23 protein-coding genes and 2 tRNA genes are annotated in these 22,279 nt (G+C 60.5%); 16 read left to right on the plus strand and 9 right to left on the minus strand.

Features of this window, described 5'->3' with window-relative positions; translation table 11 throughout:
- The first annotated feature begins 13 nt into the window (after positions 1–13).
- Positions 14–89: transfer RNA gene (locus G5380_RS05685), tRNA-Gly, on the plus strand.
- Between the two features lie 57 nt (positions 90–146).
- Positions 147–220: transfer RNA gene (locus G5380_RS05690), tRNA-Cys, on the plus strand.
- Positions 221–268: 48 nt separating this feature from the next.
- Here G5380_RS05690 and G5380_RS05695 read toward each other — a convergent pair.
- Complete coding sequence (locus tag G5380_RS05695) at positions 269–562, minus strand: hypothetical protein (RefSeq protein ID WP_005347702.1); 294 nt, start codon at positions 560–562, stop codon at positions 269–271.
- A gap of 212 nt (positions 563–774) precedes the next feature.
- Here G5380_RS05695 and G5380_RS05700 point away from each other — a divergent pair, with 212 nt between their 5' ends.
- From G5380_RS05700 to G5380_RS05735, 8 genes are all read left to right on the plus strand, one after another.
- Entirely contained in the window at positions 775–975 is a 201-nt protein-coding gene (locus G5380_RS05700; protein ID WP_005334863.1) for a YbfA family protein, read from the plus strand.
- 422 nt (positions 976–1,397) lie between these two features.
- Positions 1,398–1,661 carry a DUF2282 domain-containing protein gene (locus tag G5380_RS05705; protein ID WP_005334862.1) on the plus strand — a complete coding sequence of 88 codons (264 nt, stop codon included), beginning with the start codon at positions 1,398–1,400 and terminating at the stop codon, positions 1,659–1,661.
- Between the two features lie 72 nt (positions 1,662–1,733).
- Complete coding sequence (locus G5380_RS05710) at positions 1,734–2,582, plus strand: DUF692 domain-containing protein (RefSeq protein WP_421352498.1); 849 nt, start codon at positions 1,734–1,736, stop codon at positions 2,580–2,582.
- Positions 2,575–3,327, plus strand: coding sequence for a putative DNA-binding domain-containing protein (locus G5380_RS05715; protein WP_421352499.1), 753 nt, complete (start codon positions 2,575–2,577; stop codon positions 3,325–3,327). Before G5380_RS05710 ends, G5380_RS05715 begins: the two co-directional genes overlap by 8 nt.
- Positions 3,324–3,767 carry a DoxX family protein gene (locus tag G5380_RS05720; protein ID WP_257124548.1) on the plus strand — a complete coding sequence of 148 codons (444 nt, stop codon included), beginning with the start codon at positions 3,324–3,326 and terminating at the stop codon, positions 3,765–3,767. Before G5380_RS05715 ends, G5380_RS05720 begins: the two co-directional genes overlap by 4 nt.
- 97 nt (positions 3,768–3,864) lie before the next feature.
- A complete protein-coding gene (locus G5380_RS05725; RefSeq protein WP_421352500.1) occupies positions 3,865–4,344 on the plus strand; it encodes a GNAT family N-acetyltransferase in 480 nt (159 codons plus the stop codon).
- A gap of 91 nt (positions 4,345–4,435) precedes the next feature.
- Positions 4,436–5,737 (plus strand): methyl-accepting chemotaxis protein, encoded by a 1,302-nt coding sequence (locus tag G5380_RS05730; RefSeq protein WP_236563661.1) that lies wholly within the window; start codon positions 4,436–4,438, stop codon positions 5,735–5,737.
- Between the two features lie 180 nt (positions 5,738–5,917).
- Positions 5,918–6,472 carry a DUF3332 domain-containing protein gene (locus G5380_RS05735; protein WP_421352501.1) on the plus strand — a complete coding sequence of 185 codons (555 nt, stop codon included), beginning with the start codon at positions 5,918–5,920 and terminating at the stop codon, positions 6,470–6,472.
- Between the two features lie 58 nt (positions 6,473–6,530).
- Here G5380_RS05735 and G5380_RS05740 read toward each other — a convergent pair whose 3' ends face one another.
- The 6 genes from G5380_RS05740 to G5380_RS05765 all read right to left on the minus strand — a co-directional run bounded on the left by G5380_RS05740 (position 6,531) and on the right by G5380_RS05765 (position 12,366).
- A complete protein-coding gene (locus tag G5380_RS05740; protein ID WP_236319186.1) occupies positions 6,531–7,589 on the minus strand; it encodes an FUSC family protein in 1,059 nt (352 codons plus the stop codon).
- A 62-nt stretch (positions 7,590–7,651) separates the two neighbouring features.
- Complete coding sequence (locus G5380_RS05745) at positions 7,652–9,415, minus strand: bifunctional molybdopterin-guanine dinucleotide biosynthesis adaptor protein MobB/molybdopterin molybdotransferase MoeA (RefSeq protein WP_421352502.1); 1,764 nt, start codon at positions 9,413–9,415, stop codon at positions 7,652–7,654.
- Positions 9,412–10,056: a molybdenum cofactor guanylyltransferase MobA gene (mobA, locus tag G5380_RS05750; RefSeq protein WP_421352503.1), complete on the minus strand. Its 645-nt coding sequence runs from the start codon at positions 10,054–10,056 to the stop codon at positions 9,412–9,414. Before mobA ends, G5380_RS05745 begins: the two co-directional genes overlap by 4 nt.
- The gene (locus G5380_RS05755) at positions 10,028–10,723 is read right to left on the minus strand and encodes an energy-coupling factor ABC transporter ATP-binding protein (RefSeq protein WP_201907221.1); all 696 of its coding nucleotides are present in this window, start codon (positions 10,721–10,723) and stop codon (positions 10,028–10,030) included. Before G5380_RS05755 ends, mobA begins: the two co-directional genes overlap by 29 nt.
- Positions 10,724–10,757: 34 nt before the next feature.
- Positions 10,758–11,459, minus strand: coding sequence for an ABC transporter permease (locus G5380_RS05760; RefSeq protein ID WP_005347674.1), 702 nt, complete (start codon positions 11,457–11,459; stop codon positions 10,758–10,760).
- A 64-nt stretch (positions 11,460–11,523) separates the two neighbouring features.
- The gene (locus tag G5380_RS05765) at positions 11,524–12,366 is read right to left on the minus strand and encodes a substrate-binding domain-containing protein (protein ID WP_421352504.1); all 843 of its coding nucleotides are present in this window, start codon (positions 12,364–12,366) and stop codon (positions 11,524–11,526) included.
- A 251-nt stretch (positions 12,367–12,617) separates the two neighbouring features.
- Here G5380_RS05765 and G5380_RS05770 point away from each other — a divergent pair, with 251 nt between their 5' ends.
- Together G5380_RS05770 and G5380_RS05775 are read left to right on the plus strand one after the other, a co-directional pair.
- Positions 12,618–13,973: a sigma-54-dependent transcriptional regulator gene (locus tag G5380_RS05770; RefSeq protein ID WP_111900509.1), complete on the plus strand. Its 1,356-nt coding sequence runs from the start codon at positions 12,618–12,620 to the stop codon at positions 13,971–13,973.
- Between the two features lie 25 nt (positions 13,974–13,998).
- Positions 13,999–16,077 carry a sensor histidine kinase gene (locus G5380_RS05775; RefSeq protein ID WP_421352505.1) on the plus strand — a complete coding sequence of 693 codons (2,079 nt, stop codon included), beginning with the start codon at positions 13,999–14,001 and terminating at the stop codon, positions 16,075–16,077.
- Between the two features lie 79 nt (positions 16,078–16,156).
- Here the strand turns inward: G5380_RS05775 and G5380_RS05780 are convergent, their stop codons facing one another.
- Both G5380_RS05780 and G5380_RS05785 read right to left on the minus strand, forming a co-directional pair.
- Positions 16,157–17,023: a helix-turn-helix transcriptional regulator gene (locus tag G5380_RS05780; protein WP_104014986.1), complete on the minus strand. Its 867-nt coding sequence runs from the start codon at positions 17,021–17,023 to the stop codon at positions 16,157–16,159.
- 15 nt (positions 17,024–17,038) lie between these two features.
- Positions 17,039–17,896, minus strand: coding sequence for a formate dehydrogenase accessory sulfurtransferase FdhD (locus G5380_RS05785; RefSeq protein WP_421352506.1), 858 nt, complete (start codon positions 17,894–17,896; stop codon positions 17,039–17,041).
- A gap of 265 nt (positions 17,897–18,161) precedes the next feature.
- Here G5380_RS05785 and G5380_RS05790 point away from each other — a divergent pair, with 265 nt between their 5' ends.
- The 4 genes from G5380_RS05790 (at position 18,162) to G5380_RS05805 (ending at position 22,272) form a co-directional block, all read left to right on the plus strand.
- Positions 18,162–18,830 carry a hypothetical protein gene (locus G5380_RS05790; protein WP_236342529.1) on the plus strand — a complete coding sequence of 223 codons (669 nt, stop codon included), beginning with the start codon at positions 18,162–18,164 and terminating at the stop codon, positions 18,828–18,830.
- Positions 18,831–19,255: 425 nt separating this feature from the next.
- Positions 19,256–19,810, plus strand: a complete 555-nt coding sequence (locus G5380_RS05795) for a DUF3305 domain-containing protein (RefSeq protein ID WP_236356184.1) — start codon at positions 19,256–19,258, stop codon at positions 19,808–19,810.
- Positions 19,803–20,396: a DUF3306 domain-containing protein gene (locus G5380_RS05800; protein WP_421352507.1), complete on the plus strand. Its 594-nt coding sequence runs from the start codon at positions 19,803–19,805 to the stop codon at positions 20,394–20,396. Before G5380_RS05795 ends, G5380_RS05800 begins: the two co-directional genes overlap by 8 nt.
- A 103-nt stretch (positions 20,397–20,499) precedes the next feature.
- A complete protein-coding gene (locus G5380_RS05805) occupies positions 20,500–22,272 on the plus strand; it encodes a 4Fe-4S dicluster domain-containing protein (RefSeq protein WP_421352508.1) in 1,773 nt (590 codons plus the stop codon).
- Positions 22,273–22,279: the final 7 nt, after the last annotated feature.

A 22,279-nucleotide genomic window follows, 5' to 3' on the forward strand; every position in this document is an offset into this window, starting at 1 on the left:
CGAAAGCAGTAACGCGGGAATAGCTCAGTTGGTAGAGCACGACCTTGCCAAGGTCGGGGTCGCGAGTTCGAGTCTCGTTTCCCGCTCCAATTTTCCATCGCACCAACGATGGAACTCACTTTCAAGACAATCAGTCTTGTCAGCATGGCGCGTTAGCAAAGCGGTTATGCAGCGGATTGCAAATCCGTTTAGTCCGGTTCGACTCCGGAACGTGCCTCCATATTTTCTCTGTTTATCTCAATCATCACTCTTCGAGTCTGAGCTTTGGTCAGTATCCTTGCTGTACCAGTAACTGTTCGCAGCCAGCCTGTTTCCACTCGCGCTCGAGATAGTGGCTCACATCCGCCATGTTTTGCCCCCGATATTGAAACTGCACCTCGGCACTGTGCTGGTTGAGATCCGCAATCCGTTGCTTCAGTGTGCCGCATTGCCACAGGCTGACGGTGGGCACGCCCCGTTCGGCCAGCACGATGGCATCTTCCCGATTCAGTTGCCACTCCTCCAGTTGTGCTCGTGTCAGGGCAACCATCAGCACCAGCAGTGCCACTTCCGGCAGTTTCATGCGTGTCTCCCTACTGCATGTTTTTCCCCTGATAACTGTGGCAAAGCGCACGATTTTCGCAAGTTTGTTAACTGTTGGTTAATGACGTAACCCGTTTTCAGTATTTCCCGTTTTTCACCATTTTTTATAAAAAAAATGCGTTGGTGATGTAGTAATCCTACATGGAGTGGGGTAATCTTTGCTCAGTGGTCTTACCAGTAAGGAGTTACATCATGTTTCATCCCTTTTCCCTGACTCAGATTATTCTTCGTCGCATTTATGTATTGCTGGTGGGCATTCTGGCTTTCCCCGTGATGCTGTTTCGCAGCGATCGTGCCCGCTTCTACAGCTATCTGCACCGGATCTGGAACAAAACCAGCACCAAACCGGTGTGGCTCAAAATGAGCGAGCGTGGCGAGCGGATCTTCTACTAAACCCCATTCGCACCATGTGCAAAAAGAGACAGCCAAAGCTGTCTCTTTTTTTATCTGCTTGCCGCAACTCCTGGTCCCCATTTGTTTGTTGTTTGTTTCTTGCAAGTTGCATCCAGCCCTGCCTGTTGGCGGGGCTTTTTTATGTCTGACGCATCTCTTTTGATGGAAGCAGTGAAGAAGATTAACGGGATGAAAGCACCATATGGCACTTTTCCCGTTCATTAATGGGTGGTCGTCGAGACATTTTCAATGATGAAATAGCTGTTTAAAATCAATTGATTGAATATTTGCCTTTGGGTTTTTTAACTCTTTTTGTGTTTTTTTGAAAGGGAATATCCCGTTTGCCGGTTCTATTGCAGGTACCCGGTTGCGACAAATCGGGGATATCAGCAACATCCAACGACATCAAAAGGAACATGAACATGAATGTTAAAAAAAGCACTGCTATCGCCTCCGCCATGACCGGTCTGCTGGCGCTGGGCGCCCAGTTTATCGCGGCACCAGCAATGGCTGCCGATGAAAAGGAGAAGTGCTACGGCGTGGTCAAGGCCAGCAAAAATGACTGTGCGACCAAGAGCAGCTCCTGCGCCGGTACTGCCAAGGAAGATGCTCAGGGTGATGCCTTTGTGGTGATGCCCAAAGGGCTGTGCGAGAAGCTGGTCGGCGGTTCGCTGCAACCCAAGTAAGAGACATCGGGCAGGGGATGGCCAATGGGTCGCCCCCTGCATCTTCTCTGATTGGCGAAAGCGAGTCTTGCGATGAACCCTTTGATTGGTATCGGATTACGCACTCCCCATTACGATGAGATCCGGCAAACCCTGCCGGCAGTCGGTTGGCTGGAGGTGCATAGTGAAAATTACTTCGAACGGCACAGTCACGGTTTTCAGGTGCTCGCCGAACTGGCGCAGCACTACCCCGTCAGTCTTCACGGCGTTGGCATGTCCCTCGGTTCTGCAGACCCGCTCGATCCGCACCATCTGCAGCAGTTGTCGACACTGGCTGCGGCGATCAAACCGGTACGGATCTCCGAACATCTCAGCTGGGGCAGCATTGGTGGGCGTTACTTCAACGATCTGCTGCCGGTGCCCTATACCCGAGCCTCCCTGCGCAACATGAGCGACAAGATCCAGCAGGTACAACAGACCCTGGGTTGCCGCATGTTGATTGAAAATCCCTCCTCCTATCTGCAACTGCCCGGGGAGATGAGCGAGTGGGAATTTCTGGCCGAGCTGCAGCAGCGCAGCGAGTGCGGCATCCTGCTCGACCTCAACAATCTCTATGTCAGTGCCTTCAATCACGGTTTCTCTTGCGATGAGTATCTGGCGGAGATCGATCTCGCCACCGTCGGGGAGATCCATCTGGCCGGTTATACCGAGAAGCAGCTGCCGGAAGGCTCCCTCTATATCGATACCCACAGCGCCCCTGTGGTGGAGCCGGTCTGGGAACTCTATCGCCAGATCTGCCGCAAGCAGGCCATTCCCACCCTGATTGAGTGGGACCTCGAGATCCCGCCGCTGCCGGTCTTGCTGGCAGAGGCGGCGCAGGCCGGCGCCATTCTGGATGAGGCGCGTGCCATGAGTGCACCACGGGAGGTGGCCCATGGCTGAACTGGCACAGCTGCAACAGCACTTTGCCGATGGTCTGCTGGGAGCGCCTGACGCCATTTCCCCTCACATCAGCTCCCGGCTCTTTTCTGCCGAATCTGTGCTGCAGGTCTATCGCAACCACTTCATCCTGAGCCTTGGCGAGGTGCTGGCGAGCAGTTATCCCGCCGTCAAGGCTATGGTCGGGGATGACTTTTTTGCAGCGGCGGCCCGTGGCTTCGTATTGGCCGATCCGCTCAGGGAAGGGAGCGTCATGCACTATGGCGCCGGATTTGGCCAATGGTTGGCCCGCTTGCCAACTACAACCTGGCTGCCCTGGCTGGAGGCGCTGGCGCAGTTCGAATGGCAGCTTGAGCGTGCCAGTCTGCTGCCGCTGGAATCACGCTGCTGGCCAGCCGAGCGTCTGGCCGCATTATCGCCGCAACAATGGGAGCGGCTGCGGCTGTTGCCAGCCACGGATCTGCTGCTGGTTGCCAGCGATTATCCGGTGCTGGCCCTGTGGCAGATGGCGCTGCACTGTGGTGAAGCGGTGGAGGTGCTTGATGCCCCCGTCTGGCTGGCATTGAAGAAACAGCCGGATTGCCGGGTTGCGCCCTTGCCCCTGACGGCGGGTGAGTGGGCGCTGCTACAGGGATGTCTCGCTGGTACGGCGCTGGTCGATCTGCTGGCGGCCGACCCTGCGGCTAGTGAACATCTCACTCGCCTGATAACCCTTGGTCTGCTGGTGGATATGGAGGTAATGCCATGATGGCAAACAAATGGCTGGCGCTGGCCAGCTCGAGTGGTGATTTGCCGCGCTGGAGCAGTGCCGGTGTGCTGTTGCTGGCGCGGCTGTGGGTCGCGTCGGTCTTTGTCACCTCAGGCTGGCTCAAATTGACGGCGTGGGATTCAACCCTCTATCTGTTTGAATCCGAGTATCAGGTTCCCCTGTTGCCCTGGTTGTGGGCTGCCTATCTGGGTACGGCGACCGAGCTGCTGCTGCCGCTTTTCCTGCTGGCGGGGCTTTTTACTCGCCCGGCCGCCTTGCTGCTGTTTGGCTTCAATATCATGGCGGTGATCTCCTACCCGACCCTCTGGGCGGGTGGCTTTTACGATCACCAGCTGTGGGGCTGGATGCTGCTGACCCTGATCATCTGGGGCGGCGGTGTGCTGAGCCTGGATTATTGGCTGACACGTCGCAACCATTGATTTATCAGTGATTTTCCCAATGACAAAGAGCGCCACAAGGCGCTCTTTGTCATAATGACGGCCGGCGAAATTTCCCATGAGAGAAAAGGAGCAGCCAATGATCATTCGTCAGGCAAGGGCCGCAGATATACCAGCACTGGTGGCGCTGCGCATGGAGCTGTTTTGTGAGGTCGGTGAGCTGGTGACGCCGCAGGCAGACCCGGCCTTGTGGCATGCCACCCTTGACTACTTTACCCGGGCGATGAGTGAAGAGAGTGCTTTATCCTGGCTGGCTGAGGCCGATACGCAAGAGGGCGGCAAACAGATCGTGGCGGCAGGGACGCTGGCATTATTTGAACGGCCGCCCTATCCCGGCAATCTGGCGGGGATGGAGGGGTATCTGCTCAACATGTATACGCGGCCACAATGGCGCCAGCAGGGGATCGCCACGGCGCTGCTCGATGCCATAACGGCCTTTGCCAGCGCGCGTCAGCTGGGCAAGGTGTGGCTCCATGCCAGCGAGCAGGGGCGCCCTCTCTATGAGCGGATCGGCTTTGTCGCCAATCCGGCCTATCTGGAGTGGGATCTGGCACCTTAATCGATGGGACCCCGTTATCCCTCTGCTTTCTCGTCTAAAGTTCATGCAGATGTGATGTAGTTGTAAACAGGTAACAGAGGGGCAGGGCAAGATGTTCAACTTCAAAATCAAAGCGGAATTACAAGCGTGTCAAATGCAGTTGGCCCAGGCCCAGGCATTTATTGATGCAGTAAAAGTCGGTGTCGCTACCATCAGTTTCACTCCAAGCGGCGAGATCCTCGAGGCGAACCCGCTGTTTCTGAGTGTGGTGGGCTATAGCGAGCAGGAGGTGATTGGTAAACACCACCGGATCTTTTGTGATGCCCACTACGCCCAGTCATCCTCCTATGCCCAGTTTTGGGAACAGTTGCGTCAGGGGCATTCCCACAGTGGCATCTACCAGCGCATTGACAAACATGGCAGGGAGTTGTGGCTGGAGGCTACCTACTTCCCGGTCAAGGTTGAGGGCAAGGTGGTCAGGGTCGTCAAGATAGCCTCCGATATCACCGAGAGTTATCAGCAGTTGAGTCGTCAGAAAGCGATCATCTCGGCACTCGATCGGGCGCTCGCCATTATCGAGTTCACCCCCAAGGGGGAGATTGTGACGGCCAATCAGAATTTCCTCTCCTGCGTCGGTTACTCCCTTTCGCAGCTCAAGGGGCAGCATCACAGGCTGTTTTGCGATGAGAGCTTCTATCGCGAGCAACCCCACTTCTGGGACGATCTGGCCCACGGCCAGCTCAAGTCGGGGCTGTTCAGTCGTCGTGACAGCCACGGCAACGAGATCTGGCTGGAGGCTACCTACAACCCCATCAAGGATGAGAGCGGCAAGGTGGTCAAGGTGATCAAGTTTGCCAGTGAGGTGACAGAGCGGATCAAGCGCGCCCAGGCAGTGAGCGAGGCGGCCAACATAGCCCAGACCATTTCGCAGGAGACCACCCGCTTTGCTGCGACAGGTTCTGAACTGTTGACCGCATCGGTCACTATTTCCAGCGCAATTTCCGAACAGGTGAGTCGCACTTCCGGCCTGATTGGCCAGCTCAATGAGCAGTCGAAAAGCATTGAAGCCATAGTCTCGACCATCAGCAGTATTGCCGAGCAGACCAATCTGCTGGCCCTTAACGCCGCCATTGAGGCAGCCCGGGCCGGCGATCAGGGGCGCGGTTTTGCGGTGGTGGCCGACGAAGTACGTCAGCTGGCTGCGCGCACCTCCCTTTCGACCGGCGAGATCGCCAGCGTTGTTCAGAAAAACCGCGAACTGACGGCCCAGATCACCGGCAACATCAATGAGGTGGCCACCAGTGCCCAGCGTGGCAAGGAGCAGATCGGCGAAGTGAGTGGCGTGATGTCACAGATCGAGCAGGGCGCCATCAATGTGACCGAGACAGTCTCCAATCTGGCCATCGGCTCCTGACGGTTATTGGTTGTTGAACGAGGCACCGAATGGATGATTATTCCATCGGTGCTTATTTATTGCTCACTTGGCACGCCAATCTGAACTCTTCCTGTATCACCCCGCCATTGTGAATTGTCCTCTTCTGGCCCCTTGATTAGGCTTGCCGCCTCATTTATTTCCGAGCAGGAACAGAACACGATGGCATTACAACAGAAGGGGCGGGCAATGGCCCTGCTGGTTATGGTCGCGAGCATGGGTCTGGGCGGCTGTATGGGGCAGATGGGGCTTTCTGGCATGGTCACCAAGGGCAACCTGAGCGTGGTGGATAACCGCTACGCTCGTGCCGGGGTCTTTATGCTGCTCTCCCCTGTCTACGGTCTGGCCGCGACCGCTGACCTGTTCGTCTTCAATACCATTGAGTTCTGGTCTGGCAAGAACCCCATCACCGGCAAATCTCCGGCTGTGGTGGACATGAAGGCCAATCCGGTGATCAAGGTGAACCAGCACCTGGATCCGGCCCTCAAGACGGTGCCGCTGGCCATGCTGCCGCAAGGGGTGCGTGAGGTAGAGATCAGCTACCCGGACGAGCATACCGCCCAGATGGAGGTGCACTATCTGGATGGTCGCAGCAGCATGATGCGCGGCGAGAAGCGTGGTGAGCTGATGGATATCTATTTTGATGGCAAGTTTGTTTCTACCCTGACCCGGTCAGAGCTGGAGCAGATGAGCGAGAACGCCCGCACGGCGGCTTGATCATCAGTGCCTATGCCGACAAGAACGCCCCGCAACTGCGGGGCGTTTTGCATTTGGTCTAGTCCGGCTGCTTGCGATGGGGCGGGGTGAGGATCAGTCCCAGCAGGCGGCGCAGGTGGGTGAGCTGCTCGGTCAGCTGCACGTTGAGCCAGAGGTAGCCATTGATGGCCGCCTCGGTATTGGGGGGGAGCGATACCTGGGTCGCCACCTCGTGCAGGCGGGCGATGGCGGCATCCGCGCCACGCCCGTCACCGGTTTGCATCATCAGGGCAAGCTGGTTGATCGCCTCCTCGGTGGCCAGATGGCAGGCTTGCAGCGCAGCCGTGCTCTGCATCAGGAAGTGGCTATCCCGATCATTCCAGTAGGTGTTGGCCAGCATCTCAAGAGTGCAGAGGGTATTGCGCATGGTGACCTGCACCGCATCAAACAGGGCGACGCTGTGGCGTGTCTCCTTGGCCGCAGGGGCCAGCAGGGCCCGCAGTTTGCCGGTCTGTGCCAGCAGCTGGGAGAGATTGTGCTTGAGGCGCGGGCGCTCCAGCACATTGGGGGAGAGGTGAGTGTGATAGAGCCGCCCCGACTGCTGCAGGATCTGGTGCAGTTGCAGCCGCCAGTGGCTGTAGGCCCGCTGGGGGTAGATGCTGCAAAAGAGCAGCGCCAGCAGGGAGCCCAGTATCACGTCGGCACTGCGCCACAGCGCCGTCTCTATATCCCCCGGCATGGCCCCCATGGTGACCCCCAGCGTGATGCCGATCAGCAGCCCCACATAGGGGCGCTTGCCGAGGGCCAGATAGCCGCAGAGGAACATGATGCACCCGCACCAGATCAGGGTGAGTGGCAGGGAGTAGATCTCGAGATAGAGCGCCACCACCCCGCAACTGGCGCCGAAGATGGTGCCCACCACCCGCTGCAGGGCGCGGGAGAGCACATTGCCCCAAAACGAGATGGGGCCCATCACCACCACCAAGGTTATCAGCGGCCAGGTGCTCTCCGGCAGTTTCAGCTCGCGGGTCAGCAGAAAGGTGAGCATAAAGGCGAGCGCAATGCGCAGGCCATGTACGATCCGGTAGCGGCCATAGACCAGCAGATCGAGTCGGGAGAGGGGGGCATCAAGACGCACGGTCTGCCTCCTGTCAGGTGGGTGACGGGGCGCCGTGCATCCGGCCAACGCCCCGTCGGGATTTAGGCCAGTCGTCCCTGCAGGGGGTGGATCCAGACCCGCTCGCCAACGGCGATCCCGGGTTGATCCGGTACGATTTCAATCAGGCAGTTGGCATCGGCCATAGAGCTGAGAATACCCGATCCCTGTGGCCCCGTGGTGCGCACCCGCAACTGGCCGTTACGATCCTGATGGAAGATGCCGCGCAGAAACTCGGTGCGCCCCGGGCGGCTCTTCATCTTCTCGTCCGCCAGTGCCGAGAGGCGCAGCGGCTGCCACCGCTTGCCCTGTAGGCGGGCGATGGCGGGCTCGACAAACTGCAGCACGCAGATCATCGCCGCCACCGGATTGCCCGGCAGGCCGAAGAAGGGGGTCTGCCCCAGCTTGCCAAAGGCGAGCGGGCGGCCCGGCCGCATCTGGATGCGCCAGAAATCGATCTGGCCGAGCTCTGCCAGCACCAGCTTGATAAAGTCGGCATTGCCCACCGAGACCCCGCCCGAGCTCAGCACCAGATCGGCGCTGGCGGCGGCCTGCTCCAGCTGCTGGCGCAGAATGGTCTTGTCATCGGGAATGATACCAAGGTCCATCACCTCGCATCCGGCGGCGCGGATAAGGGCCATCAGGGTGAAGCGGTTGCTGTCGAAGATATGGCCGGGGGCGAGCTGCTCGCCCGGCGCCTGCACCTCGTCGCCGGTACTGAACAGCGCCACTTTCAGCGGGGTGCGCACCGTGAGACAGGCCTGACCGAGTGATGCTGCCAGCCCCAGCTGGGGGGCACCAAGCCAGGTCCCGGCCGGGATGGCGACCGCACCTTTGGCGAGATCTTCGCCGGCCAGGCGCACATTCTGCCCCGCCCGGATCGGGGCAGTGACGGTGACCCACTCACCTTCAATCAGCGTCTCTTCCCGCATCACCACGGTATCCACACCGGGGGGCAGCGGAGCGCCGGTCATGATCTGCACCGCCTGACCGGCCAGCACAGGCTCGTGGCGCTGCTGGCCCGCCAGCACTTCCCCCACCAGTTGCCAGCGACCGGCGGCGAGATCGTCGCTACGAAGGCCGATGCCATCCATCGCCGAGTTGGCGTGGGGGGGCACATTGATGGGGCTTATCAGATCGGCGGCCAGCACGACGCCGTGGCACTGGGCCAGCGGTTTGTCGCTGCAGGCCGTGCTCGGGGTGAGGGCCGCCAGAATGGCGTTGCGGGCAGCCTCGACCGAGAGAAAGCCCTTGCCTGCTTCAGGCTCCTTGCTCTGGCAGCTGTCAAGCCAGCGGCAGACGAAGTCGGCAATGGCCGCCAGATCGTTGATATCGAGGCGGGGCAGGCTTGTCTGCTGTTGTTCGCCACTCTGTTGGGGCTGATCGCTGGCCAGCGCGATGATGTCGCTGTCTTCGGGGAAGAGCAGCGGCTTGCCAATCTCGGCGCGGTGCAGCTCGATTTTCGGGAAGTGTTCGTGCTTGAACCCCTCGACCAGCAGCAGATCGAGCTCTGTTTGATCGAAGCTGGCCAGCAGCTGGCGAAAGTCCGCTTCGGCCAGTTCCGTCTCAATGATACGAGCATGACGACAGCGGGAAGCCACCATCATCTGCTGGGCACCCGCCTTGCGCAGGCGATAGCTGTCTTTGCCCGGCTGGTCGATATCAAAGTCGTGGTGGGCGTGCTTGAGCACCCCGATGCGCAGGCCACGATCCACCAGCAGGGGGATCAACTGCTCCAGCAAGGTGGTCTTGCCGGTGCCGCTCCAGGCGGCGAAGCCGAGCAGGGGAAGAGTGGGGGCCGGGGTCATGAGGTGACTCCTTGTTGGGGGTCGATAGCCGGGGCAAGCAGACGGGCCTCGTAGGCGGCCAGCTCGGCAGGGCTGTTGAGATTGATAAAGGCATCCGGCTGATCGGCAAAGCTCACCACCGCCATATTGTGGCGGGCAAACCAGATATCGATTTTGCGCTCACCCTCTGCCAGCGCGGCGGTGAGGGAGGGGAGCAGGGATTTGTGCAGCAGGGCCACCACGGGTTGCAGCCAGTCGCCATCGTGGGCCACTACCAGCTCGGTATCCGGGGTCAGGGCGGCGCGAAAGCGGCTCATCAGATCCGGGGGGAGGGCTGGGCCATCACAGGGGACGAACAGCACCCAGTCGTGGCGGGCGGCGGCAAGGCCAGCCTGCATGCCCGCCAGCGGGCCGAGGTAGTCGCGATTGTCATCGCTGATGACGGGAGCCAGTGCCTGATAGCGGTCGTGGCTGCGATTGGCATTGATGAGGATCTCGTCCACCTGGGGGCGCAGCCGTGCCAGAACGTGGTCGATAAGAGGGCGTCCCGCCAGTGCTACCCATCCCTTGTCTTCGCCCCCCATCCGGGTGGCGCGGCCTCCTGCCAGGATCACTGCTGATACGGCAACGGGATCAGAGTGGCTGTCGCTTTTTGAAGTCATGTCGCTCGATGATTTTTAAAGGGGTCGTCTCTTGCAGCTGGCCACGGGCGAGGGTCCATTGCCGCTCGCACAGGTCGGTCAGGGCGTTGCTCTGGTGGCTGATGACGACCAAGCCGCTGCCATGTTCCCGCAGATCTTGCGCCAATGCGGCCATCAGGGCAACCGAATGTGTGTCGAGATTGGCGGTGGGCTCATCCATCAGCAGAAAGGCCGGTTGCAGTGCCCAGGCTCGGGCCATCGCCAGCCGTTGCCGTTCGCCACCGGACAAAATGCTGATGTGCTCCCGCGCCAGCCCCTCCAGCTCGACCCGGCGCAGCGCCTCGAACACCCGGATCTCGCTGCCGAGTTGTTTATCCAGCGCCCAGGCCACGTTATCGTGCACCGTGCGATCGAACAGATAGGGAGTCTGGTGCAGATAGGTAACCCGGCCCGGCCCCAGATCCCGCTTGAGCAACCGGTTGAGCCGCTGTTGCCAGCGCCCCGGCAGATTGGTGTGGCCGCGTGTGGGTGCCAGCAGCCCCGCCATGATCTTGAGCAAGGTGGTCTTGCCCACCCCGTTGGCTCCATGCAGCCAGATGGCATCCCCCGGTGCGATGGCGAGCCGGTCAATCTCGAACAGCTGGCGCTCGCCAAAGCGCATCGTTAGCTGGTGGGCGGTCAGGGCCATGGGGTACTCCTGTTGGTACACAGTGGGGGCATGGTCAGTTCTTCAGATAGCTGTGGCCGCGACAGGCCGTCAGCAGCAGGTTGAGCAAGAGGGCGAGGGTGAGCAGCACTATGCCGAGGGCCACCCCCTGAGTGAAGGCCCCTTTCTGGGTCTCCAGCGCGATGGCGGTGGGGATATTGCGGGTAAAGTGCAGGATATTGCCCCCCACCATCATGGAGCAGCCCACCTCGGTGACGATGCGGCTGAAGGCGCCGATGATGGCGGCCAGCAGGCCAAAGCGGCACTCGTGCATCAGGCCGATCAGCGCCTTGGGCCAGGAGACCCCCAGGGTCAGGGCGGTCTCCCAGGCACGCCGGTCGCTCTGGACAAACGCCGCGTGGGCCATGGTGGCGATCACCGGAAAGGCGATCAGCATCTGCCCCACCACCATCGCCTGCTGGGTAAAGAGCAGCTTCCAGTCGCCAAAAGGGCCGGCCCGCGACAGCAGCATGTAGAGCAAGAGGCCAATCACCACGGTCGGCACCGATTGCAGGGTATTGATGCAGGAGAGCCAGAGCCAGCGGCCGGGCAGCGGCAGATAGGCCAGCGCAAAGCCCAGCAGCAAGGCGGGCAGCAGCACCAGCAGCAGAGCGATGCAGGAGACGGAGAAGGAGACCCCCACCACCTGCCACAGTTCAGTGTCACCACTGAACAGCAGGGCGAGGGCAGCCAACGTAGTGTCGAGCAGGGTCGGCATCAGGCGCCTCCCTCAGCGAACCGGGGGAGGGCCAGCAAGGTCATCGCAGGGGTCAGGGTTACCATTATTTCCCGTTGGCATCCGCTACAAACAGCGCCTGACCCGCCACCTTGAAGTCACCGATCAGCTTCTGGCCATGCTCGGAGACCAGCCAGTTCTTCAGGGTGCGGGCCCCTTCGGTGTTGAGATCCGGGTAGCGGTTGGGGTTGACCAGGATCACCTGATAGGGGTTGAACAGGCGCTTGTCACCCTCCAGCAGCACGGCGAGATCCAGCTTGCTCTGGTAGGCGAGCCAGGTGCCGCGGTCGGTCAGGGTGTAGGCACCGAGCTCCGAGGCCATGGTCAGGGTCGGCCCCATCCCCTGGCCGATGGACTTGTAACCGGCAAACTCGGGTTTGACGTCAGCCGCCTGCCACAGGGTCTTCTCCTTGATGTGGGTGCCGGACTCGTCACCGCGGGAGATAAAGATCTGGCCCTGCTCCTTGATGGCTTGCAGCCCCTTGGCCGCGTCGTGCAGTTTGCCGAGACCCGCCGGATCTTTCGCCGGGCCGACGATAACGAAGTCGTTGTACATCAGGTGCACCGGCTCGATGCCAAAGCCCGCATCAACGAACTTCTTCTCGGCAGAGGGGGCGTGGGTCATCACCAGATCCGCGTCGCCATTCTCGCCCATCTTCAGGCTCTGGCCGGTACCGGCCGCCATCACCTGCACCGGATAACCGGTCTCCTTGGTGAACTGGGGCAGCAGCCAGCCCAGCAGACCGGACTGCTCGGTGCTGGTGGTGGTGGCGAGGCGGATCGGCGCTTTTGTGGCATTGGTATCCGCTTCGGCGTGGGCCGCACCGGCGATCAGCAGGCTGGCAGCGAGGGAGAGGGCAAAACGTTTGAGGCTGGTTTTAATCGTCATCGTGATGCAACTTTCAGGGTCGGTGAGAGAGGAAACGACCAAGCAAGCGGGGTGCCAAACTGATTCTGATAACAGAGATTAGCTCTTTGCCCTTAAAAAACAGTTGTTTAATGGTGGCAATTAGGTGAGCCGGTTATCGCTTTTAATAATTGGTGTTGGTGATTATGCTGCGGGAAGGACAAAATGTCCCACAAAGGTTCCGGTTATCGGGACATTCTTCGACCTTACCTGTATTCGAGGTACTTTTTTCCATGACAGCCTCTCCCGGTCTCTGGTCTGCCCTCTCCCTGCTTATCGTTGACGATGAGCCCGGCATGCGCAGTTTTCTGGCCAAGGCGCTGGCCAAGCGTTTCGCCCAGATAGAGACAGCCGCCAGTGTGGAGGAGGCGGAAGCCTTGCGCTGCCGCCTTCACTTCGATCTCATCATCGCCGATATCCGGATGCCGGGACGCTCCGGTATCGAGTGGCACGAGGCTATCGAGCCCGGCACCCGTCGCAGCGACATCATCTTCATGACCGGTTTTGGTGATATGGAGACCGCCCTCAAGGCGCTGCGTCTGGGAGCCTGCGACTTTATCCTCAAGCCTTTCAACCTGGAGCAGATGGTGCAAGCGGTGGACAGGGTCATCGAGCGCCGTCAGATGGAGCGGGAGAACCTGCTGTTGCGCCGGGAGGTGAGCAAGCTGTTCCCGCCCACTCTGATCGGCGACAGCGCCAAGACCCGCGAGCTCAAGACGCTCATCGCCAGAGTGGCCCCCTCCAACGCCGCCGTATTGGTGGAGGGGGAATCCGGCACCGGCAAGGAGCTGGTGGCCCGCGCCCTGCATCAGCTCTCCGGCCGGGTGGGGGCCTTTGTGCCCCTCAACTGCGCCTCTATCGCCCCGGAACTGCTGGAAAGCGAGCTGTTTGGCCATGTGCAGGGGGCCTTTACCGGCGCCCGCAAGGGGCGTGACGGCCTGTTCCGGGTCGCTCATCAGGGGACGCTCTTCTTGGACGAGATCGGCGAGATGCCCCTTGCCATGCAGGCTTCCCTGCTGCGGGCGCTGGAGCAGAAGGCCATCCGCCCGGTGGGGGCCGAGCGCGAATTGTCGGTGGATGTGCGCATCGTCGCCGCCACCAATCGCAACCTCAAGGCCGAGGTGGAGGCGGGCCGCTTTCGCGAGGACCTCTTCTATCGCCTCAACGTGGTGGCGCTGCCGGTTGCACCCTTGCGGGATCGCATTGACGACATCCCCGCGCTGGTACACCACTTTACCCGCCAGCTCACCGCCGAGATGGGGATGGGCTCCTTGAGCTGGACCCACGAGGATGTGGTGGCGATGCAGGCCTATCCCTGGCCCGGCAACGTGCGCGAGCTGCGCAACCTCATTGAGCGCTGCCTGCTGCTGGGCAAGCCGCCCGCTGAATATTGGCAGAGCGTCAAGCCTGCCGAAGCCGGCGGGAGCGAGGCGGGCTACCCGCTGGAGTGGCCATTGGCGGAGGTGGAGAAGGCTCATATTCTGCAAGTGGTGGCGAGCCATGATGGCAACAAGTCGGCCGCTTCCCGGGTGCTCGGGGTGGCGCGCAAGACGCTGGATCGCAAGTTCAAGGAGTGGGCCATCGAATGATAAAGGGTGATCGGATGTGGTGGCGATGAAACTGACTCTGCTCCCCCGCTGCGTGCGAACCAAAGTGCGCTGGCGCCTGCTGTTGCTCACCTCGGTACCCATCATGCTCACCCTGGTGGGCATGATCGCGCTCACCCTCTACTGGACCCTCACCTACAGCTGGCAGAACTTGCTCACCACGGTGCGCAGCGACCTTGGCGTCGCCCATCATGCGGTCAGCGTGCAGCAGCAGCGTCAGGCCGAGCACCTCGAACATCTTCGGGATGCCTGGGCTTTTCAGCTGCGGCTGCGTGAGTCACCAACCCGGCTGGACGAGTGGGTGATGCCGCTGGCTGCCAACTATGGTCTCGATTTTCTGCGCCTGCGTAGCGGCGCCGAGCTTCAGGCTCTGACGGCGCAGGAGCTGACGACCCTGAGTGCCGGACGCAGCCTCAGTCACTTCGTGGTCTGGTCGCAGCAGGAGATGCTCACCCTCTCCCCGCAACTGGCCAAGCGAGCCGTGCTGTGGCAGCGGGATGGCACCAAAGCGGTGGAGAGCCGGGGGCTGATCAGTCTGTCATTGACGCCTGTGATGGGGCGCGACGGATCCCTTTGGGCAGTGCTGGAGGGGGGGGAGCTGATTAACGGCAGCACCCGGCTGGTGGATGAGATCAAGGGTCAGGTGTTTGCCAAAAACACCCTGCCAGAGGGGAGCATAGGTACGGTCACCCTGTTTCTCGACGATCTGCGGGTGAGCACCAATGTGCCGGTCAGCAGCAGCCGTCAGGTTGGCCGGGCGGTGGGCACCCGGGTCTCGCCCCCGGTGCGCGAACAGGTGCTGGGGCAGGGGGATATCTGGATAGACCGCGCTTTCGTCCACGACGCCTGGTATGTCTCCGGCTACGAGCCGCTGCTGGGGGCCAGGGGCGAACGGCTCGGCATGCTCTATGTCGGCTTTCTCGAGTGGCCCATCATCCGCACCTACCTCACCAATCTGGTGGAGCTGGGCTCCGGCGTGGTGCTGCTGTTGCTGCTCTCCGGCCTGCTGGTCTATCGCGGCGCGCGGGATCTCTTCACCCCCATCGAGCGGATGCACAAGGTGGTGCGGCAGGTGCAGGCCGGGGAGTCGGCTCGCATCGGCCCGCTGGCCCTCGACCCCGACCACGAGCTGGCCCAGCTCGGTCGCCAGTTTGACGCCATGCTGGACAGGCAGGAGGCGCACCAGCAGCAGATGGCTCGCAGCGCCGACGAGCTGGAGCAGAAGGTGGCCGAGCGCACCCAGAGCCTCGAGCTCAAGACTGCGGAGCTGGAAGATCATATCCATATGCTGACCGAGGCGCGCCAGCAGTTGCTGATCAGCGAGAAGCTGGCGGCCCTTGGCGAGCTTTCGGCCGGGGTGGCCCACGAGATCAACAACCCGCTGGCGGTGATCCTCGGCAATGTGGAGCTGATGAAGCTGGAGCTGGGAGAGGCGGCCGAGCCGGTCAGCGAGGAGCTGGCGCTGGTGCTGGCCCAGATTGAGCGCATTCGTGCCATCACCCGCAGCCTGCTGCAATACTCTCGCCCTGGCGATTACGAGACGGCGCCAGTGTGGCAGCACCTCAACCCCATCATCGAGGAGAGCCTGACCCTGGTGCGTGCCGCCCTGCGCCAGCAGCAGGTGGAGCTGGTGGCCGATCTTAGGGCCCAGCAACCCATCGAGGCGGATCGCCAGCAGCTATTGCAGGTGCTGATCAACCTCTTGGTCAACGCCAGCCACGCGCTGGGGGAGCAGGGGGAGATCCGGGTCGAGAGCCGCGACTGGGTCGATGAACTGGGTCAGTTGCGCGGGGCAGAAGTGCGGGTGATCGACAACGGTAGCGGCATCGAGGCGGCCATTATCGACAAGATCTTCGACCCCTTCTTCACCACCCGCGCCACCGGCACCGGGCTGGGGCTGGCCCTGAGCCACCGCATCATCAGCCGCTGGGGCGGCGAGCTCTTGGTGGACTCCACCCCGGGGCAGGGGAGCTGCTTTACCGTGCGGCTGCGCAGCCACGCCCAGCTGCCAAGCGGCAGCGAGCCCGCGAAACTGGAAGGGTGGCGCATTGCCCTCAATGCCGAGGGGCGTGAGACAAGCGATTGATGCTGCTTAAAAAAGGCCCGTGATAAAAACAGCCTGTCAACATGGTTGGCGGGCTGTTTTGTCGGGGGTAAGTGGTTCTTTACTGCGGACTCCACACCAGCTTGCCGCTTTGGGTCAGGTCATAGCCGCCGAGGCGGGCCGCCAGCTCGCGCCCCTCTGGGGATTGCAGCCAGCCGATCAGCTGTTGCAGCAGGGTGCGAAAGAAGACCCCCTGCGGCATCACCAGATCGAAACACTCCTGCGACAGCGGCATAAAGCCGAGGCCAAACTCGGTGGCAGTGCTCTGGGCGCCGGGCCCGACGTCGGCATCACCGCGACTGATGGCGGCGGCCAGCTCCCGCTCGCTGTTGACCTCGAGGGTGCGCTCCAGCCGGGTCAGCGACTCCCCCTGGGTTTGCAGCCACTCCTGCAGGGCGCGCTGGCTGCCAGCCCCCTCCTGACGCATGGCCCAGCGCCAGTCGAGCGCCTCTTTCGCCTCTTTGGGTTGCAACCCCTGCCGCAGCACCAGCCCCTGCACCCGCCTGAATCCATGAACGATCACCCATTGCCGGTGGCCCTGATACTGCTGCACCAGCGCCGGGTGGCGCAGGTGGGCCTCCTCGGCCTGCCCCCAGTGGATGGCGCAGAGATCCACATGGCCGCGCGCCAGCATCGCCAGCCCCTGACGGGTGCCGCACGGGGTGTAGCCCACCAGTGCCTGGGTGCCGAGCTGCCGGGCCAAACGGCTGCTGGCGTAGTGCAGCAGCACATCGTCCGAGCCCGCCAGCAGCAGCCGGTCGTTCATCACCCCCTCGTGGCAGCTGCCAAGCAGCCAGCGATCGAGCAGGGATCGCGGAAACAGCCACTTGCCGGTCGCCTTGGTGGCGGGGATACGCGCCTCGTTGGCGAGCTGGTAGACCTTCTTCTCGTTGAGATCGAGGTACTCGGCCACCTGCTTCACATTCATAAACTCGTTCATGGTTTAATCTCGCATCCCGCGACCGGCCGAACCGGGCGCCAGCACCGGCGGCTTCTCGTCCAGCACCAGCTGATCGTGGCCGCTGAATACCTCGAAGTGGCGCCCCTTGGCGCGGGCAATCATGGTGATGCCGAGCTGGCGGGCGAGATCCAGCCCCATCTGGGTGACGCCGGAGCGCGACAGCAGTACCGGAATGCCCATCTGTGCCACCTTTATCACCATCTCCGAGGTGAGCCGCCCTGTGGTGTAGAAGATCTTGTCGTGGCCGCTCTCGCCGCGCATCCAGAGCTCGCCCGCCAGGGTATCCACCGCATTGTGGCGCCCCACATCCTCGACAAAGGAGAGGATCTCCGCGCCGCGGCAGATGGCGCAGCCATGCACCGCACCCGCCATCTTGTAGGTTTCGTTATGGGCCGACAGCGCCTTGAGCAGGGCGTAGAGGGTGCTCTGTTTAAGCTCGGGCGCCGCCAAGACTACCCCTTCGAGCTTCTTCATCACGCTGCCATACATGGTGCCCTGACCACAGCCGGAAGTGACCGTCTTCTTCTCCAGCGATTTGTCGAGATCTTCAGCCTGCTGGCTGCTCACCACGGCGGCGGCCTCGCTATCCCAGTCGACGATGACCGACTCGATGGCCGAGATATCCTCGATAAATCCCTGATTTTTCAGATAACCCAGCACCAGCGCCTCGGGGCGGGCACCCAGCGTCATCAGGGTTACTATCTCCTTCCAGTTGAGGTAGACCGTCAGTGGCCGCTCACAGGCGATTTGGCGGGTGTTCATCGTGCCCTGTTCATCCATCACCTCGACGGCCATGGTGAGCTGGGCTGCGGCATTGCTTTTGATAAAGGTCGGTGTCATGGGCCCCTCGCGACCGGTTGCCGGGATCTAAGGAGAGGGATACAGCAAGTTTTGTTCCAAGATATTGTGGCTATTGATATCGGGTGTGAGGGGATGTTAAATCATTATATTATTTTAAATGCTCTTTTCTGTATGATATAAACCGTCTGTTAATTGGTGAGTTTATCTATATATCACAGGAAAGGTATTGTATAGATATTTTGTTCTAATTAAGTCTGTTTGTATTTGCTGTTGTTCATTTTAAATAAATAAGGAAGGGTGGGTTATGTCAGATGATGTATTGTCTGAATATAGGAAAAAGTTAGACGAAGATGAAGGTCTGCAGGGGAAAAGAAAGCTGTTGGTAATTTTGTCTGTTTTGGTGCTGGCAATTAATTTTACAGGTGCAGTTTTCAAGGAAGCAAATACATTTATTTTTAAAATTGAATTTACCAATCAGTCTGGATTAAATACATTTTTGCTTTTGTCAATACTATTTCTACTTATGCGCTATTACGCATACGCTCATAGTTATCATCAAGAGTTATATGAGTTGTGGTCTAATAGAATGCTTAAAAACAGAAATGTCTTTTATTATGATAAAGATGCAAAAATCGTAAGGGGATTGCTTGGATATGCTGTAACTGTTTGGGGTGAAGAGGAGCCAGGTATAGAGGCATCAAAATATCATATTTCTGGTTTATTTAAGAGAGAGCTTTTGTATCCCACATATCATAGATGTGAAGATGGTAGTATTGATGAATATCAAGATGTCATAACGCTAACTGACTTTAAAAATGACAACTGGAGTCGTCGTAAATATTTAGAGTTGCTATCGCTTGAGTTAAAATATCAACTATCTGCATTTCTAAAATATAGAGAGAATTTAGATCTAATAGGTCCATATATAATTGGGGTTTTAGCTGTATTTTTAACGTTATACAAAATGGTTTAGTTGGTAAATGATTGGTAGATATTTATGATTATATCGCTATGTTTATCTCGTATGTTGGGCCAACTCGTAGGTTGGTGCTGAACGAAGTGAAGCCCAACGTTTACCGCGAACACTTTATCAAGGTAATAATCGGATAATTCAGCATTATTCGATTATTACCATTCCCTCAATCAGGCTCTGGCGGATTGGTTTTACGCCGCATGTTGGGCTTCGCTGCGCTCAGCACCAACCTACGCCCGCGCCAACCCATACTCCGCACGACGTCCCAACCAGCATCAAAGCCCCCATCGGCCACCAAACCGGCCTTGGCCCCACTCTTGCTAAGTCTTATCCCATTGATGGCCGTGGCCGCCCTGAATGTTCTGCTCTGATCTGCCCCGAACGGGGTGGCGCACGGGGGAGGGCGGCCCGGCAGAGACCTTCTGATGGGAGCCGTGACAGTGCAAGAGACAACCAATACCTTGCCCCCGCAGCGCTGGCTGCAACTGGAGTTAAAGGCCATCGACAGCCAGGTTGGCCGCTGGCAGAGCCGCCGTTTTGAGATAGCAGCGCTCCACCCCGCTGAACCTGAGGCTGCCGGTGCCTTGCCCCTTACCCTGTTTCGCGATGAGCGGGGGGATTATCGCTTTAATTTGAGCTCCGGCTCGCCCCGCCTGTTTGTCACCGGAAGCCGTGTGGACACTGGCTTTGTGGCTGATGGTCTGACCCTGAGCCAGACTGTGGCCGCTGCCTATATGGATGGCGAGCGGCAGGTGCTCTCCTGCCCGCTGCCCGAGGCGCTGCAAGCCTGGGTGGAGGCCTTTATCGGCCGCCACGGCGAGCTGCTGGAGGCCCGTCGCAAGGGCAAGAAGGGCAAGGGGCGGGCGCAGGATCAGTTGGGTGTCGATAGCCAGGATCAAGCCAGCTGCGGTGCCGTTAAAGCCACCGGCCCCGATGGCCGCGAGCGTGGCAGTGACAGCGGAAATCGCGCCCATGAGTGAGTTCCTCAAACGCTGGTCGTCTCGCAAGAGTGAGGCGCGCAAGCATCAGGTATTGCAGCCACGGGAAGAGGCCATTCCCGAGGCGGTTGCCGCCCCCATCGAAGACAGTGGTGAAGCTGAAACTCCAGATACTGCGCTGGATAGCCCCGTAGTCAGCACTGACAAGGGGAGCTGTGAATCCCTTGCCATTGAGAGGGCCGAGAGTGGCGAACCGCCGCTGAAAACGGCCCAGCCGGGCAAGGCCAAACTCCCCGACAAGGAGGCGCTGCGGACTATGTTTCGCAGCCATAAACCGGATGGGCTCGACGACTACACCCAGGATTTCAGCCAGCCGGAATTGCTGCCCGCGGCCCTGACCGCCGGGCTGCGCAACTGGTTGGTGGATCAGGTGATCGCCCTGGAGAGCGAATCGGCCAATCCGGCCAGCGGCTCCGCTGAACCGGTGGCGGTTGCCAGCGAACCTGCCGCCGACGAGCTGGCTGATAACCATTCTCAAACCCACACCGACGATCGGGACATTTTGGTTTCCTGTGGTGGACAAAATGTCCCAGCCAAAGGTGGGGGAATGGAACCCTCAGGATCCTGACTCCCTGTCAGTCACTTTTTTTCCGGGGGAGTTGGCTCGCCTCTTGCTCTCTCGGCTTACCAACAAGCGCCCATCCCATGAGGTGGCGCGCGCAGGAGTGTATGTGAGCACTGAACAAACATTGCCAAATCTGAGCCCAAATCTGACCCCAAATCTAGCCCGCGAGGCGGGGACGGCCGAGCATAACGCGCGCGCTCGCGCCTATGCCCTGCAGCATACGGTCAAGACCGACAACCTGATCCCGGCCACTGTCTCTTACCAGAGTCAGGGGCGCCTGCTGCTGGTCGGCCCGGAAGATCGCATTCGCCGCGCTGCCAGCCTGCTGCCCGCCGGGGTGAAGCCCACCCTGCTGGTGACCGAAGCGGTCCATGATGCCGAGGCGGCCGATCTCGAAGCCATTTTCGATGCCACCGCATCCCTCGCGGCCCTGACCCTGCGCGAACCGGGCCTGACAGGGTATCTCGGCCAGTTCCAGCTTACCGGCCTCAATGGGCAGGGTGAGCGGGTTAATCTGGCTGGGCTTTGCTTCCCACAACAAGGCTTTCCACAACAAGCGGCTGCTGTTAGTGAACAGCCACGCGAACCGCGCTTCGATCTGGTGGCCGATCTGGGCCGCGCCCCGCTCTTTGCGCTGGAGCGTCCGCCGGTCGGTTATCTGCATCTTGCCGATGACCAAGGGCTGGCCGAACGGCTCGCCGAGCTTTGTGCGCTGACCGGCATCTTCGACAAGCCGCGCTATTTTCGCCTCGACCCCGAGGCCTGCGCCTTTACCGCCCGCGGCGTACCCGGTTGCAGCCGCTGCCTCGATGTCTGCCCGACCGATGCCCTCAAGCCCATCAATGGTCGCATCCAGATCGATCCCCATCTCTGTCAGGGCTTCGGCAGCTGCGCCTCTGCCTGTCCGACCGGGGCGATTGCCTACCACCAGCCCGATGCCAACACCAGCGGCGACTACCTGCTGCGCCTGCTCAAGCATTACCGGGAGGCGGGCGGCGAAGTGCCTCGACTGCTGCTCGCCGGTGAAAACGAGCGGGAATGGGTGGAAGCCGAGCTTGCTGCTCTGCCTGCCAACTGGCTGCCAGTCTGGGTGGAGGAGAGCGCCAGTTTAGGCATCGAGAGCTGGTTTGCCGCCCTTGCCTATGGCGCCAGCGCGGTGCGCATTGCGCTGGTCGATGACGCCCCCGCCAGCGTCCGTGCACTGGTTGAGCGGGAACTGGCCAGCGCCGCCGTGCTGCTGGCGGGCGCCGGTCTTGCTGCCAATCGTATTGCCCTGTTTAACCCGGATGCCGAACAAGATAAGCCGATCTCCGTTGAGCCAGCCGTTGCCCTGCTGGACAAGCCGCTCAAAGGGGACAAACGGGAGAACCTGTTTGCCGCTTTCGATGCCCTCTGGCAGGCCAATGAGGGGAGCCGCGAGCCGCTGGCGGTGCCCCACGGTGCCCCATACGGCAGTGTGGAACTCAAAGAGTCTGACTGCACCCTCTGCATGGGCTGCGTGGCGGTCTGCCCGAGCCGCGCCCTGTATGCGGTTGGGCACACGCCCGGCCTCAACTTTATCGAGCAGGACTGCATCCAGTGCGGCATGTGCGAAAAGGCGTGCCCCGAGCAGGCCATCGTGCTCACGCCCCGTCTGCAGCCGGTGCCCGAAGCGCGCCGCGCGGTGCAGAGCCTGAAAGCCGAAGAGGCCGCCTGCTGCATTCGTTGCGGCAAGCCGTTCGCGCCCGCCTCGATGATCCGCCGCATCCAGCAAAAACTGGCCGGTCACTCCCACTTCCAGAACGAGGCCGCCCAGCGGCTGCTGATGTGTGAGGATTGCCGGGTCAAGGATGTGTTTGCAGCGCTGGCGGCGGATCCCGTCTCCCAGCTCAAGGTATGAGGGGCCA

It is taken from the genome of Aeromonas sp. 604443 (assembly GCF_049170315.1).
Classification (GTDB): Bacteria; Pseudomonadota; Gammaproteobacteria; order Enterobacterales; family Aeromonadaceae; genus Aeromonas; species Aeromonas veronii_A.